Origin of the sequence: Pseudomonas sp. HB05 (assembly GCF_016756915.1) — a bacterium.
Lineage (GTDB): Bacteria > Pseudomonadota > Gammaproteobacteria > Pseudomonadales > Pseudomonadaceae > Aquipseudomonas > Aquipseudomonas alvandae.
The window spans coordinates 76,925-90,539 of the sequence record NZ_JAESPG010000019.1 but is presented as its reverse complement, the minus strand read 5'-3'; the positions used below and the strand labels follow the sequence as shown (position 1 = coordinate 90,539).

Annotated in this window: 14 protein-coding genes; 6 read left to right on the top strand and 8 right to left on the bottom strand. The window is 59.7% G+C overall.

The features are described from left to right. Positions 1–27: 27 nt before the first annotated feature. A complete protein-coding gene (locus tag JMN22_RS17715) occupies positions 28–573 on the bottom strand; it encodes a DUF4256 domain-containing protein (protein WP_198796275.1) in 546 nt (181 codons plus the stop codon). 140 nt (positions 574–713) lie between these two features. Between JMN22_RS17715 and JMN22_RS17710 the strand changes: the two genes are divergently transcribed. The 5 genes from JMN22_RS17710 to JMN22_RS17690 all read left to right on the top strand — a co-directional run bounded on the left by JMN22_RS17710 (position 714) and on the right by JMN22_RS17690 (position 5,550). Continuing rightward, positions 714–1,991, top strand: a complete 1,278-nt coding sequence (locus JMN22_RS17710) for a colicin E3/pyocin S6 family cytotoxin (protein WP_236010289.1) — start codon at positions 714–716, stop codon at positions 1,989–1,991. Then, positions 1,988–2,221, top strand: coding sequence for a DUF7683 domain-containing protein (locus JMN22_RS17705; protein WP_198796274.1), 234 nt, complete (start codon positions 1,988–1,990; stop codon positions 2,219–2,221). Before JMN22_RS17710 ends, JMN22_RS17705 begins: the two co-directional genes overlap by 4 nt. Before the next feature lie 107 nt (positions 2,222–2,328). After that, positions 2,329–3,471: a hypothetical protein gene (locus JMN22_RS17700; RefSeq protein WP_198796273.1), complete on the top strand. Its 1,143-nt coding sequence runs from the start codon at positions 2,329–2,331 to the stop codon at positions 3,469–3,471. Beyond that, entirely contained in the window at positions 3,465–4,226 is a 762-nt protein-coding gene (locus tag JMN22_RS17695) for a hypothetical protein (protein WP_030138637.1), read from the top strand. Before JMN22_RS17700 ends, JMN22_RS17695 begins: the two co-directional genes overlap by 7 nt. A gap of 274 nt (positions 4,227–4,500) precedes the next feature. After that, the gene (locus JMN22_RS17690; protein WP_198796272.1) at positions 4,501–5,550 is read left to right on the top strand and encodes a hypothetical protein; all 1,050 of its coding nucleotides are present in this window, start codon (positions 4,501–4,503) and stop codon (positions 5,548–5,550) included. A gap of 198 nt (positions 5,551–5,748) precedes the next feature. Here the strand turns inward: JMN22_RS17690 and JMN22_RS17685 are convergent, their stop codons facing one another. Next, positions 5,749–6,462 (bottom strand): FadR/GntR family transcriptional regulator, encoded by a 714-nt coding sequence (locus tag JMN22_RS17685; RefSeq protein WP_198796271.1) that lies wholly within the window; start codon positions 6,460–6,462, stop codon positions 5,749–5,751. 96 nt (positions 6,463–6,558) lie between these two features. Here JMN22_RS17685 and JMN22_RS17680 point away from each other — a divergent pair, with 96 nt between their 5' ends. Then, positions 6,559–7,302: a FadR/GntR family transcriptional regulator gene (locus JMN22_RS17680; RefSeq protein ID WP_030138634.1), complete on the top strand. Its 744-nt coding sequence runs from the start codon at positions 6,559–6,561 to the stop codon at positions 7,300–7,302. A gap of 177 nt (positions 7,303–7,479) precedes the next feature. Here the strand turns inward: JMN22_RS17680 and JMN22_RS17675 are convergent, their stop codons facing one another. The 6 genes from JMN22_RS17675 to JMN22_RS17650 form a co-directional block, all read right to left on the bottom strand. Beyond that, positions 7,480–8,202 (bottom strand): oligogalacturonate-specific porin KdgM family protein, encoded by a 723-nt coding sequence (locus JMN22_RS17675; RefSeq protein WP_030138633.1) that lies wholly within the window; start codon positions 8,200–8,202, stop codon positions 7,480–7,482. Positions 8,203–8,332: 130 nt separating this feature from the next. Further along, positions 8,333–9,100 carry an ABC transporter ATP-binding protein gene (locus JMN22_RS17670; protein WP_030138632.1) on the bottom strand — a complete coding sequence of 256 codons (768 nt, stop codon included), beginning with the start codon at positions 9,098–9,100 and terminating at the stop codon, positions 8,333–8,335. 10 nt (positions 9,101–9,110) lie between these two features. Then, a complete protein-coding gene (locus JMN22_RS17665; RefSeq protein ID WP_030138631.1) occupies positions 9,111–9,950 on the bottom strand; it encodes an ABC transporter ATP-binding protein in 840 nt (279 codons plus the stop codon). Between the two features lie 10 nt (positions 9,951–9,960). Further along, the gene (locus JMN22_RS17660) at positions 9,961–10,869 is read right to left on the bottom strand and encodes an ABC transporter permease (protein ID WP_198796270.1); all 909 of its coding nucleotides are present in this window, start codon (positions 10,867–10,869) and stop codon (positions 9,961–9,963) included. Further along, entirely contained in the window at positions 10,869–11,906 is a 1,038-nt protein-coding gene (locus tag JMN22_RS17655; protein WP_030138629.1) for an ABC transporter permease, read from the bottom strand. The genes JMN22_RS17660 and JMN22_RS17655 overlap by 1 nt, the downstream gene beginning before the upstream one ends. Before the next feature lie 34 nt (positions 11,907–11,940). Beyond that, positions 11,941–13,563, bottom strand: coding sequence for an ABC transporter substrate-binding protein (locus tag JMN22_RS17650; RefSeq protein ID WP_198796269.1), 1,623 nt, complete (start codon positions 13,561–13,563; stop codon positions 11,941–11,943). Positions 13,564–13,615 lie beyond the last annotated feature (52 nt).

The following is a 13,615-nucleotide window of genomic DNA, read 5'->3' as shown; positions in this document are numbered from 1 at the left end:
GGCCCCTTTGTGGCGAAGGGGCGTTTCCTAAATATTCAGCACCCCACGAAACCCACGCGCCGCGTAATACGACTGCACACCGTTGTGGTAGATGAACACCCGACCATAACGGTAATCGCCAAAAATCGCCCCATCGAGCGCACGAAGTTCCGGAGGCGTCGCCAGCCAACTGGACGTCTTGGCATCGAACTCACCGAGCGTCTGCAGGGCTCGGTATTGCTCCTCGGTCAACAGGGTTATCCCCATGTCGTCAGCCATCTCGATCGCGCTGCCCTTGGGCTTGTTCTCCTTGCGCGCATCCAGGGCCGCACGGTCGTAGCAGAGGCTGCGACGACCGGTGGGGCTTTCCTTTGCGCAATCGCAGAAAGTGACGGCGCCGGTCTGCGGGTCGAGACCGATCACGTCGGGCTCGCCGCCGGTGGCGTCCATGGCCTGGAGGGTTTTCAGGGCATTGGGGTTGTTTTCGAGCCGGGTCTGGATGTCGGACCAGGGAATGTCTGGGTGACGGTTCGGGTTTTGTTCGAAGCGGGTTTTCAGGGTTTGAAGCAGCGCTTGTTGTTCTTGTTTTTTCATGTCGTGAAATCCCTGGTGATCGATTAATCGTTTCTAAAGATTGAAATTTTCAAGCAGGACATATGCCGCAAAGGTCCTCGCATTGCCGGCCATGGCGCGCCTCACCAGAATAGCCCGCCTATTTAACCGCAAGGATCGCAATGCGCTTGATAAGGAGTGCGGAAAAGGGGCTTGAACCGACCGAGTCTCCCGACATTGCCGCACGTTTGGTCGATGACGCCCTGATGCGCGGCCATGTCATCGACGGGCTCGATCAGTTTGGAATGCGGGCGAAGATCAACCGGGACAACGATATCGTCGAGGCCGTCCGGAACGGAGACCTGCTGCTGGTGAAGTCGGGGCTCGCCAGCTCAGGCGGCGGTTTCATGCCGCGCCTGGCGCCGGAGCCAGAACAGCTCCCCGTCCCCCCGGAACAATGGCCGTTGCCCAAGCCCCGGCAAGACTTGGTCTTTGCCAAATCCTGCATCGCCGAGAACTGGTGCCAAACGGGCGCCGGCACGACGCCTGAGCCCGCCTCGAATTTCGGCCGGATCATGGTGGCGGGCGCCATGCTCATGCCTTCGGCAAGTACCGCAATCGCCTCGGCGCTTGGCGCAGACCTCGCGCTGGGCCGCATCGCCGGCGGCGGGATCATGCAACAGCGCCTCACCTGGGCGGTACGCGGCGCGGGCGGCCCTGCCAGCGTTTTCGTCCTGGGCATGCTGCCCACTAAAATGGCCGACGGCACCCTGTACACCGACGACCAGCTACGCCGCCTGAACCACGCAACCACACGTGTCCGCTTCCAATTCCGCCGTGACGCCGACGGCGTGCTCCAGGTGTACGGCATCCACAGCGGTCCCTCGGCCGACGACTCGGTGCGCACCGTGCAGGTGACCTGGAACACCGACCAGACGGCGATGGAGGCGACGCTCAACGGCATCACCCTCATCTGGACGCCGCAGCAGACCCCGCTTGGTTCGCTTCCACCGCTGACCTACCCCGACGATATCGGCAAGCAGCTGGGCACGATCCTCGTCCATCCGATCGCAGAGGACGTCGACAGCCAGATTGATGGGCTGCCGGGAGAAGATGTTACGGCGGATGACGGTATCTTGGTGTTTCCGGCGGATACGGGGCTGAAGTCGCTTTATGTGGTGTTTGCGCGGCCTGCTAAAGGAGACCATAAATACTATCCGCCTCCTAAAGGGCTTATTGCGTTTCCTGATGCAAAAATTGCCACTCGCAAAACGCCGGTAAAAGGCGGAGGAGGTCTACGGAAGCGATGGAAAACAAGGGACGGGACTATCTACGAATGGGACTGCCAGCATGGGAAAGTAGAAAAATACAATAAACGTGGAAAACACCTAGGGGAATTTGACTCCGAAACCGGTGAACAAACCAAAGATGCAGACAATACACGTGAGGTAGAACCTTGAAGTACATTGTTGAAGCTTTTGACAGATCTAGCGACTTCTTAGTTTTTGAGATTGATCTTCCCGAAAACTGCGATGCGCAACTGAAACAAATCATGGGATGGTCCACCCCCCAACGCGGCGATGAAGGTTATAACCTGAGCCCCAGCCAAGCCGCAGCTATTGAAGCATTGGCCGGCAAGCGTTTTTACGATGACGATCATATTTTTCAGCTCACCTGCAATATTGGCTGAAATTCTTCGACGAGCTTCATGCACGAAAATCCGCGATCAGCATCACGGATTTTGCACGCTATCATGACTTCTGATACCGTGCTGAAATCGTGATAGGAAGGATTACCATGACAGCTATTCGGCAGGACCTTGACCTTCAGGACAGACGTGATCTGATCGAACTCAAAGCCTACGTTGAAAGCGTGCTTGGCCTGAAGCTACGACTGAAACCGTGGGAAAACGTGAAGATCCTTCCGTATGCATTGCGTGATCGATACGAGTTTTTCATCACAAATTTCTTCGACGCCCCATGTCTTATTCTGAAGGAACGTCCACAGCGTGAAGCCAGCGTTGCTGATGTAGCCAAGCATATCCAGGCCATCCACAACCTCCAGTCCCACAACAAGTTGCCCGAGACTGGCGATCTAATGATTTTCGTCACCGATACGCTACCCAGTTATGACCGCAAGCGACTGGTAGAGAAAGGCGTTCAGTTCATCGTGCCGGGCAATCAACTTTTTCTTCCGGCCTTTGGCATGGATTTGCGTGAATATTACCGCCAGCGCCTGAACAAACCTCAGGTTCTGAGCCCCGCCACCCAAGCCATGCTGATTCAATACTTGATCAAAGGCTGGCATCACTCGCTGCTGATCACCCGCGCAGCATTCGAGCAGTCCTTCTCCTACGCCAAAATGACCATCACCCGAGCGATCAGGGAACTGACCGACTTGGACATTGTTAAGCCTGGAAAAGAACTGGGCGAATCCGCAATCATTTTTCATTTATCGCCCGAGGAAACGTGGGAAAGGGCGAAGGAGGCCATGCGCACGCCGGTCAAGAAAACACTTTGGCTCAATGCAATCCCGGAGGCATTTGACACACCAATGTTATTGGCAGGAGAAACGGCACTGGCCGAGATGAGCCTTCTTGCCAGCCCAAAAGTGACTTGTTTTGCAATGACGGCAGCGCAGTTCGATCAAATTCGAACACGCGCGCAGTCTGAAAGGAACGAGATCTACGGGGACACTTTTGGCGGTTGGGGTTCAACGACAAAAACGATCCAGTCAAAACTCGAGGCCACGGCCCCCTATGCCGAGGTGCCACAAAACCATGCGGCGTGTTGCATTCAGTTTTGGAGCTATGAACCACCCCGCAGCAACATCGCCAATGGGATCGTGGATCCCTTTTCTCTCTATCTAAGCCTCAAGGATGACCACGATGAACGCATACAAATGTGTCTGGATGAAATGATGGAGAATGTGAAATGGTAGTGGGTGTTGACCGGTTTCGAGAGTATTTCAAAGACTTCCAGGGCAGTTACGTTCTGATCGGAGGGATGGCCGCCTCGATTGCCATGGAGGAACTCGGCGAGGCATTTCGACCGACCAAGGATCTGGATATCGTGCTGGTCGTCGAAGCCCTCGACCGTGAATTCGTCGGACAGTTCTGGAAGTTCATCAAGGACGGCGGCTATACCATTCGCCAGAATGGGGACAGCGATGAGGATTCCCCTGTTTTCTATCGTTTCCAAAATCCTGTGGACAAGTCTTTTCCTGTTCAGGTCGAGCTGTTTTCCCGCGTCCCGGACGGCCTGGACCACGAAGAAGCAGCCCGAATGACTAAGATTCCCGTAGAGGAACAAGCTGCGAGCCTGTCTGCGATTATCCTGGATGATGAGTACTATGCCTTTCTCCTCGCTGGCATCGATCATACCCAGGAGATCAGCCATATCGGGGCCGACCGGCTCGTTCCCCTCAAAGCCCATGCCTGGCTCAACAAGAAGGCGTCGCTTGGGCAAGGCATTGCAGTGGACAGTCGCGATATCAAAAAGCATTTCAGGGATGTGATCGTACTGGCTGTCGGTCTCACTGAGGGAATGGCTCAGCTACCGGAACGACTGGCGCTCGATTTGAAGTCGTTTCTTAACCAAGTGCCCACTGAGCTCGCGTCAAATCCTCAGGCCTACAAAGGGGTGGACGGCGACCGCCTGATCAAGACTATTCAAGAAGCCTTCAGCCTAGCCTGAATCAGTTTTTCCGCACGATATCATTAAGCCTGATATCGTGCTGAAACATTGTTTCAGCTCATAGCTAGAGGCATCAGCGCGAAACAGGGACCACCGTTGTGCCTCCCCTGTGGATAAACATCACTGACATTCAACGACAACTACACCGCCACTTCCTAGCTATCGACCTTCCTGAAGTTCAATTGAAACTCCTGAGTCCAGCTGCAGGCGATGGACGCAATAGTGGCACTTCAGTAGCATTCACCCCCTTCATCGATCCCCTCAAGGATGACCCATGCTCGCCCTGCCTCGCTCCCCAGCCCCGTTGCTAGCATTGTCCGCGTTGTTTGTATTGCTCGGCGGCTGCAGCGTCCATGGCAGTTACCCCGATGCCATCGAACCGGACGCCGCCAAGTTGCGGTTCGTCGCCAACACCAGCAACGCCACCCTGGATTATTTCGACGCAGCCCATTGCGACGGGCAAACCACGGGCATTCTCAACAACATGCTGCTGAGCGATACCGCGCGGCGGGTGGGGATGAGCGTTCCGGCGCCCAAGGATGCGAGGGGTTATCTGGAGGTCAAGCTCAAGCCCGGCGAGCAGATTCACCTGCGCACCAACATGAACAGCGGTTATGCCGTGTGTGGCAAGGGCTTCAACTTCACGCCCGAGGCCAATGCAGAATACGAGGTGACGTTCAAGTCCGAGAAGAACTTCTGCCTGACTCAGTTGCAACGCTTGCAACGGGTCGACGGCAAGGACGTGCGCACACCGATCCCGATCCTGAAAAAGGACTTTCCCGCCTGCGCCGGTCGCAATGCGCTGTTTCCCAAGATCTACCCGGACACACCCCATCGCTTGGAGCTGATGAATCGAGTCATCGACAAAAGCCTGGTCGTCACGGTGAAGACGGATCCGGCCAAGGAAAAAGTCGAGAGCTATTCGCCAGAGAAGCTGGACACCCTGATCAGCGAACGCAAGGCCAAGCTCGGCTTCGACCTGCCGGCTGACTACTGGACGCTGTACCGGGAAAACCTGAAGACGTTTGGCGATGACATGGCGCAGAACAAGGCGCACTCGATGGAACGCTTCAAGGAGGAATACCAGGCGCGCCTGCGGCAGTTGAAGGACGAGCAGTTGGAACAGTGGGCGTTGCCTAAAACCGCCGATGCCAAGCCGGAGAAAGCCGAGGTCGACCTGGACGTCGCCATGATGGTGGAGTATTTCCGGATCGTGAATGTGGTAACGGTCGAAGCGGTGGGTCATCACCTGGACAGGATGGCGCTGATGGATGAGCGTTACGGGGTGTGCGCGCGGTACGCGGAGTGCTGGAAGCGCAACTAGCAGGAGGATGGGCCACCATCTTCGCGAGCAAGCCCGCTCCCACAGGGGGGCGGCGGTAAACGCAGCATCTGCAAACGCCCGAGCCCCCGACTGTGGGAGCGAGCTTGCTCGCGATGGCGGTGTGTCAGTCGCATTAATGTTGACTGATCCGCCGCTTTCGCGAGCAAGCTCGCTCCCACAGGGGGGGACGGCGGAAGGTTACTGCGCGGTCAACTCGGTCAAAGCACGAACCCGCTGCTGCACATTGATCAAATGCAGCCGCATCGAAGCCCGCGCCGCATCGGCATCACGGCGCGCCAACGCCGCGTAGACCTGCTCCCGCTCACGCACCACCAACGCCCGGTTCTCGCCCGTCACCACCGGCCCGGCCTGTTGCACAACCGCGAGCAATGTATTGCCGACATGGGCGATGGCATCGATGAAGAAACTGTTGCCGGTGCATTGGGCGATCTGCAGATGAAATTCGAAATCGGCCCGGGCGCTGTCGTCATCCGTTGGGTCAAGCGCATTCGCTACGTCGAGCGCTTCACGCATCGCCAGCAATTGCTCAGGCGTAGCCCGTTGCGCGGCGATGCCGGCGGCTTCCACTTCCAGGCTCAGGCGCAGTTCGATGACGGCCAATGCGTCGTAGGCGCCGCCCTTGACGTGCTTGCTGCCCTGGAAATCTCCCGGCCGGGCGGTGTCGACCACAAAGGTGCCAATGCCGTGGCGTGTCTCGACCAAACCTTCGGCCTGCAGCCGGGACATGGCTTCACGGACCACGGTCCGACTGACGCCGCGTTCCTTGATGATGACCTGTTCGGTCGGCAGCTTGCTGCCCGCGGGCAGCTCGCCGGCGAGTATCTGCTGCGTCAGGTCGACCACCAGTTGCTGAGTCATGCTCAGGCGTCGATCGGTTGTGACACGCTCCATTGCACCTATCCATCAAGCCAGACGATCGCGGCATTATAGCCGCGACCTTGCCCCAAAACTCACTATAATGCCCGCTGATCACACTAGAGCACGCCGATGACGGACCAAGCGTTATCTCCATTGAACAAGCCGCGCCGCCTCGCCGAGACACTGGTCGACCGTTTTGCCCAGCGCATGCGCGACGGCATTCTGAAATGCGGCGAAAAGCTCCCCACCGAAGTGCACATCATGGAAGCCGAAGGCGTCAGCCGTTCGGTGGTGCGCGAAGCATTGTCGCGCTTGCAGGCGGCAGGGTTGGTGGAGACGCGCCATGGCGTCGGCACCTTTGTGCTGGACATGCCGGCGCCGGAAGGTTTTACCCTCGGGCCGGCGACGATCGCCACGTTGTCCGATGTGCTTAACTTGCTGGAGTTTCGCCTGAGCCTGGAAGTACAGGCCGCCGGCATGGCCGCCGAGCGCGCCACGCCCGAAGCCCTGGCCGAGCTGGCCCAGGCGCTGGAAGCGTTGTTGCAAGGGCCTGAGAAATCCGGCACCACGATCAATGCCGATTTCCAGTTCCACCTGAAGATCGCCAAGGCGGCCGGCAATTACTACCTGATCGATATCATGAAGCACCTGGGCACCAAGCTGATCCCGCGTACCCGGATGAACTCCGCCTATTCGGGGCAGAGTGATCGCAGCGCCTACCTGCAGGGGATCAATGCCGAACACCAACAGATTTTCGATGCCATCGCCAGTCACAATGTCGACGCGGCGCGGGCGGCCATGTACCTGCACTTGAGCAACAGCCGCATGCGCCTGTGTGAAACCCAACAACGCCAGGCGTTCTACAACGAGTAACCCCCGCAGTTTTGTGGCTGCAGTGACCACAGCATTTGTATCCTCCACCGCCCCCTGTGGGAGCGAGCTTGCTCGCGAAGGCGGCGGCACATCCAATATCATCGGCACAGGCAGACCGCTATCGCGAGCAAGCTCGCTCCCACAGTTTTATTCAGTGTTGACTACCTCTCCCGCAACTCAGAAAAAGTTGTACTGGACCCCCACCCGCAACCGCAGTTGCCGATCACTGTCCACCGAGTTGACTTTGATATCACCCACTTCAAAGAACGGTGCCCAGCGCTTATCCCATTTGTACTTGACCACGGCATTCTGCTCATAGTCATCGGTGCCGCCGTTGTAGCGGATGTAATCGGCATCGAAGTAAGTCAGTTGATACTCGTAAGCCCAAGGCCCTTGGTTTGCATAGTTGATATAGACGTCGTAGCGATGGATCGTCTGGTCGTCCTGGCCGTTGTCCGGCACGTCGCGATCGACCTTGTCACGGTCCAGCTTGCTGACGTCGTAGCGATAGCGACCGGCGATGCTCAGTTCCTTGGTGATCTTGTAGCCCAGGCGCATGCCCGTCTTGTAGGTGGTGGATTCCTCGTCGCTTTCCATGGCGAACGAAGGCGTCAGCGTCCAGCGATCATCGATCTTGTGCTGGTAGTTGACGGTAAATTCGTGGCCGCTGCCGACGGTGTTGTCGAAAGCGACATCTTCCCGGTCACCAGCGGTCTTGTATTTGAGCTCACCTTCCAGGCCCACACCGTTATCCAGCCTGATGCCGAACTTGGCGCGGTCGGCGTGCATGCGGGTCTTTTCAGCGTATTGATGGCGGACGTTGATATAACCGGTATCCGCCTGAGCGACAACCGAAGTGAACAGCGAAGCGATCGACAAAACTACCAGGGTCTTTTTCATGTTTTTTATTCTTGTAAGTTGAAATCAATAGTTGGGTTGAACGCCAAATCGCAGGCGAGCGCGTGCGCGCATTGAAACGTGCGGTTCAACGTGTTCTGCGGTTTAAAACAGGTACAGCGGGTTAGTTACTTCAAACGGCGATAGGGACTCGTTGTATGTCGCGACTGGCTTGCACCAGCAGGCGTGTGTATTCGTGGGCGGCGCCATCGTTTGCCAGTCGATGACTGTCGAGCGTCTCCACTACCCTGCCCTGCTGCATCACCGCCAGCCGATCGCACAAATGCGCAACGACGGCCAGGTCGTGGGTGACCATCAGATAAGTCAGCCCTTCCTGGCGGCGCAGTTCGGCCAACAGGTTGAGGATTTCCGCCTGCACCGAGACATCCAGCGCCGAGGTCGGCTCGTCCAACAGCAACACCCGTGGGCGCAGGATCAGCGCCCGGGCAATCGCCACGCGCTGGCGCTGGCCGCCGGACAATTGATGCGGGTAACGAAAGCGAAAGCTGTCGTTCAAGCCGACTTTGCGCAGGATCTCGCTGACCTTTTGCCCACGCCCGTCGATGCCATGGATGCGCAGTGGTTCCTGCAAAGCGGCGTCGATGGTGTAGCGCGGATGCAGTGAAGCGTATGGATCCTGAAAAACCATCTGCACGGTGCGGTAGTGGTCCAGCGGCAGCTTGCGCGTCACCGCCCGGCCGGCGACTTGCAATTGTCCGGTCCAGTGCTGGTACTGTCCGGCCAGGCAACGCAGCACGGTGGTCTTGCCCGAACCGGACTCCCCCACCAGGCCGAAGGCTTCACCTTCGGCGACGCTCAAATCGACGTCGTGCAATACCGCATTCAGTGCCGCGCCCGTGCCGAAACTGAGGTTCAGGCCGGTGATTTCGATCATGCTCATGACAGGCTCCTCAAGGGTTCAACCAGTGTGGGTCGCGCTGCAACACCGGCAGCGTGGCGCGCGGATGGTCCAGGCTGGGCAACGCCGCCAACAGGCCTTGGGTGTACGGATGGGTGGCGTTGTCCAGGTCGGCGGCGGCAATCGACTCGACCACGCGCCCGGCGTACATCACCAGCACCCGATCACAGAAATGCCGCACCAGGTTCAGGTCGTGGCTGATGAAAATCAGCCCGAGGTCACGCTCGCAGACCAACTCTTCAAGCACGTTGAGCACCTGCCGGCGCACCGACACGTCCAGCGCCGATGTGGGCTCGTCGGCGATGATCACCTGGGGATCGGTGATGACCATCATGGCGATCATGATCCGCTGGCCCATGCCGCCCGACACCTCGTGCGGATACAGGTCATAAACCCGCCGAGGGTCGCGGATGTGCACCTTGGCGAGCATATCCAGGGCCCGTTCCCGGGCTTGGTGATGGGGCACCTTGTGGTGGGCGAGATAGGCTTCGGCGATTTGCTCGCCAACGCGCACCACCGGGTTCAGCGAGTACTTCGGGTCTTGCATGATCATCGACATGCGCGCCCCGCGAATCGCCTGGATCTGCTTTTCGCTGGCGCTCAGCAAGTCGATATCGGCAAAACGCAAGGTCTTGGCGGTGACCCGCGCCGTCGGTGGATGCAAGCGCAAAAGGCTGCGGCCGACGGTCGATTTACCCGAGCCGGATTCACCGACGATGGCGAGTTTTTCCCGGCCCAGGGTGAACGACACATCGCGCACCGCCAGCGAGGTTTTGCCCGCGTTGCGAAACTCCACGCATAAATCCTGTACGGCCAGTTTTATCTCAGTCATGGGACTTTCCTCAGGATTGGCTGCGGGGGTCGAGGACGTCGCGCAAGCCGTCGCCCAACAGGTTGAAGGCCAGGCTGACCAGCATGATCGCCGCACCGGGCGCCGCCACCAGCCACCAGCTTTCGAGCATGTAGCGCCGCCCGGTGGAGATCATCGCGCCCCACTCCGGCAGCGGTGCCTGGGCGCCGAGACCGAGAAAGCCCAGGGCAGCGGCAGTGAGGATGATGCTCGCCATGTTCATGGTCAGGCGGATGATCACCGACGACAGGCACATCGGGATGATGTGGCGCAGGATGATCCGGGTGCTCGACGCGCCTTGAAGTTGAACCGCGACGACGAAGTCAGCGTTGCGCAGCGGCAGCGTTTCGGCGCGAGCGAGCCGGGCAATCGGCGGCCAGGCGGTGAGTGCGATGGCGATCACCGCGTGCTCCAGGCCCGGGCCGAGGGCGGCAATGAAAGCCAGCGCCAACACCAGGCTGGGGAACGAGATGAAGATGTCGGTGATGCGCATGAACAGGCTGTCGACCCAGCCGCCGAAGTAGCCGGAAACGGTGCCGACCAACAGGCCGATGGGGCCGACGATCACCGTCACCAGCAAAACGATGTACAGCGTGATGCGCGAGCCATACACCAGCCGGGCGAACACATCGCGACCGTATTCGTCCGTGCCGAACCAATGCGCGCTGCTGGGCGCTTGCAACGCGCCGGCAAGGTTCTGCAACAGGGGATCGTGACCGGCGATCCACGGCGCGAACGCCGCAACCACCATCAAGGTCGAGACCACAACCAGGCCGGCAAACGTCATCGGGTTGCGCAGCAAAAATCGCAGCAGTCGAGTGGCGCTGGCCACCAGCGCAGCCGTACTCGAAGCGGGCAGCGCGGCACTGCCGGCTGCGCTGGAAGCAAGGGGCAGGTTCATTAGCGAGTCCTCGGGTCGAAGATCTTGTAGAGCGCGTCGCTGATCAGGTTCAGCGTCACGAAGATGAGGCCGATCAACAGCACGCAAGCCATCACCGCGTTCATGTCGCCGAGCAACAGACTGCTCGTCAGGTACTGCCCGAAGCCTGGCCAGGCGAAGACGGTTTCGATCAGCACCGCGCCTTCGAGCAACCCGCCGTAGGCCAGCGCAACAATGGTCAACAGCTGCACGCGGATGTTGCCGAAGGCGTGGCCCCAGACGATCTTGCGCTGGGACAGACCCTTGACCCGCGCGGTAATGATGTATTCCTGGGACAACTGCTCAAGCATGAAGCTGCGGGTCATGCGACTGATGTAGGCGACCGAGTTGAAACTGAGGATCACCGCCGGCAGCAGGATGTGCCGCAGTGCGCTGCGAAAGGCTTCCCAATCGCCGGACCAGGCAGTGTCGATCAACAACAGCCCGGTGTGCGTCGGAATCAACCCGTCATAAGCCAGGCCGATCCGCCCGACACCGCCGGCCCAACCCAACCAGGCGTAGAACACCAGGAAAGCCATCATGCCGATCCAGAAAATCGGCGTGGAGTAACCGAACAGCGTGATCAGCCGAGCGACATGGTCACCGGCACGGCCCTGATGGGTCGCCGCGTAGACACCCAGCGGCAGCCCCGCCAACACGCCAAACAGAATGGCCAGGGTCGCCAGTTCCAACGTGGCCGGAAACACCCGGGCGATGTCGGTGATGACTGGATTGCCGGTCAGCAAGGCCATGCCGAAGTCACCGTGGAGCAGGTCGCCGAGGTAGATCGCAAACTGCGTCCACAACGGTTTGTCCAGGCCCAGCTCCTTGTAGACCTGGGCATAGGCCGAGGCGTCGGCGTCCGGGCCGACGATGGCCAGCACCGGGTCCAGCGGCATCACCCGTCCGATAAAGAAAGTCAGCAGCAGCAACCCCAGCAGCGTCACCGCCACCGAGCCGCCGCGCCGGGTCGCCGAAGCGGCCCGGGTGGTCCAGATTGAAAAGGATGCAGTCGACATATTCATTCCTGCCTTGGCCGTGAGGCCGTCGATTTCAGCGCTGCTTATAGACGTCGCGAAGGCGCGTGGTGGCGGCGGTGTGGCCGATGTAGTTGCGCACGTCGGCGTGGATCACCACCTCGTCGACCATTTGCGAGACCGGCATGATTGCCCCGGCCTGTTGGTCATAGAGAGTCTGGACCTGGGCGTACATCTGCCGCTGGCGCTCGGGGTCGCGCTCGCGCTCGGCCTGCTCGATCAACTGGTTGAGCTGCGGGTCGAAGAACGAGGTGCGCCAGCCCTGGAAATTGCTCAACTTGGCTTCGGTGCGGTTGTCCGGGTTGTACACCAGGGCGCGCAGGCTCGAATGCGGATGCCGCTCGGCCCCGCCGCCGCCACGCCCGACGAGGATGTCGAATTGACGGTCGCGCATCGCCCCGTAGATCTGGTTGCCGGTGCCGGTGATGATCGTCGCCTGGATGCCCGCTTGGGCGAGCGTCGCTTGCAGGCTGGTGGCGATATTGATGAACGGTGGATCGGTCAGCGAACGGATGCTCACCTTGAAGCCGTCGGCGTGACCGGCTTCCGCCAGGAGGCGCTTGGCCTTGGCCACGTCCAGGCGATAACCCGGATCGTCCAGGCGCGCCGGCAAGCCCAGTTGCATCGGCCGTTGGTTGATCACGCCGTAGTGCGGCATCACCACGTCGTTGATGCCCTGGTAGTCGATCAACAATCGGATCGCCTGGCGCACGCGGATGTCCTGGAACAGCGGCTGCTGCATGCTCAACGCCACGTAGTACAGCGTGCCCCGGGCGATGCTCTGGATGTGCACGTCATCGACCGCGCCCAGGGCCTTGATGTCGGTGGCCGCCATGCCGCGGGCAACGTCCAGGTCACCGCGCTCGACCATCAGGCGCAAGGCCTGGGATTCGGTCATGTTGCGCATGATCACCCGGCGCAACTTCGGCGCGCCGCGCCAGTACTCATCGTTGCGACTCATCAGGATCACGTCGTTGGCGCGCCAGATATCCAGCTTGAACGCACCGGAACCTGCCGTATGCGTGGCCAGCCACGCCGCGCCCTGATCGTCGCCGACCTGATGCTGCAAGGCCACCGAGCGATCGACGATGAAGGCACTGGGCGAGGTCGCCAACGTGTTGAGTACCAGCAACGGATCGGTGCTGCGCGGCAGCTCCATGACAAAGGTGTGCGGCCCTTCGGCGCGCATCAGTTTGACGACGTTTTCGGCGGTGAAGCCGTAGGCCTTCCAGGTCGAAGCCAGGGCGCGATTGAGCGTGACCACGCGCTGCAAGGACCAGGCGACGTCTTGCGCAGTGAGTGGCGCACCGGAGTGAAAGCGCACGTCGTCGCGCAATTGAAAGGTCAGGCGCATACGGTCCGGGCTGATTTCCCAGCTTTTGGCCAGGGCGGGAATCAGCGTGTCCGGCTTCGCCGCGTCTTGCTCCAGGAGCATGTCATAGACGTTGGCGTTGACCTCGGCCACTTCGAGCCCCGTCGCGGCAGCCGGGTCGAGGGACAGCAGGTTGATCATGCTCATGCCCACCACCAATTGGTCGGCGGGCGTTTCGCCTTGGGCCAGGCTGACGGGCACCTGCACTGCGCACAGGGCCACGATGACACAGAGCAGCCTGGACAGGCGCTTGGGCCAGAGTTTCATGGTTCAGTCCTTTCTTATATTTATAAAGACTTTGTCGTCCGGGCCGTTCAGC

Coding starts and splice junctions, on each gene's coding strand:
- JMN22_RS17715 (WP_198796275.1), bottom strand. CDS start 573: ATGAAAAAACAAGAACAACAAGCGCTGCTTCAAACCCTGAAAACCCGC.
- JMN22_RS17710 (WP_236010289.1), top strand. CDS start 714: ATGCGCTTGATAAGGAGTGCGGAAAAGGGGCTTGAACCGACCGAGTCT.
- JMN22_RS17700 (WP_198796273.1), top strand. CDS start 2,329: ATGACAGCTATTCGGCAGGACCTTGACCTTCAGGACAGACGTGATCTG.
- JMN22_RS17695 (WP_030138637.1), top strand. CDS start 3,465: ATGGTAGTGGGTGTTGACCGGTTTCGAGAGTATTTCAAAGACTTCCAG.
- JMN22_RS17690 (WP_198796272.1), top strand. CDS start 4,501: ATGCTCGCCCTGCCTCGCTCCCCAGCCCCGTTGCTAGCATTGTCCGCG.
- JMN22_RS17685 (WP_198796271.1), bottom strand. CDS start 6,462: ATGGAGCGTGTCACAACCGATCGACGCCTGAGCATGACTCAGCAACTG.
- JMN22_RS17680 (WP_030138634.1), top strand. CDS start 6,559: ATGACGGACCAAGCGTTATCTCCATTGAACAAGCCGCGCCGCCTCGCC.
- JMN22_RS17675 (WP_030138633.1), bottom strand. CDS start 8,202: ATGAAAAAGACCCTGGTAGTTTTGTCGATCGCTTCGCTGTTCACTTCG.
- JMN22_RS17670 (WP_030138632.1), bottom strand. CDS start 9,100: ATGAGCATGATCGAAATCACCGGCCTGAACCTCAGTTTCGGCACGGGC.
- JMN22_RS17665 (WP_030138631.1), bottom strand. CDS start 9,950: ATGACTGAGATAAAACTGGCCGTACAGGATTTATGCGTGGAGTTTCGC.
- JMN22_RS17660 (WP_198796270.1), bottom strand. CDS start 10,869: ATGAACCTGCCCCTTGCTTCCAGCGCAGCCGGCAGTGCCGCGCTGCCC.
- JMN22_RS17655 (WP_030138629.1), bottom strand. CDS start 11,906: ATGTCGACTGCATCCTTTTCAATCTGGACCACCCGGGCCGCTTCGGCG.
- JMN22_RS17650 (WP_198796269.1), bottom strand. CDS start 13,563: ATGAAACTCTGGCCCAAGCGCCTGTCCAGGCTGCTCTGTGTCATCGTG.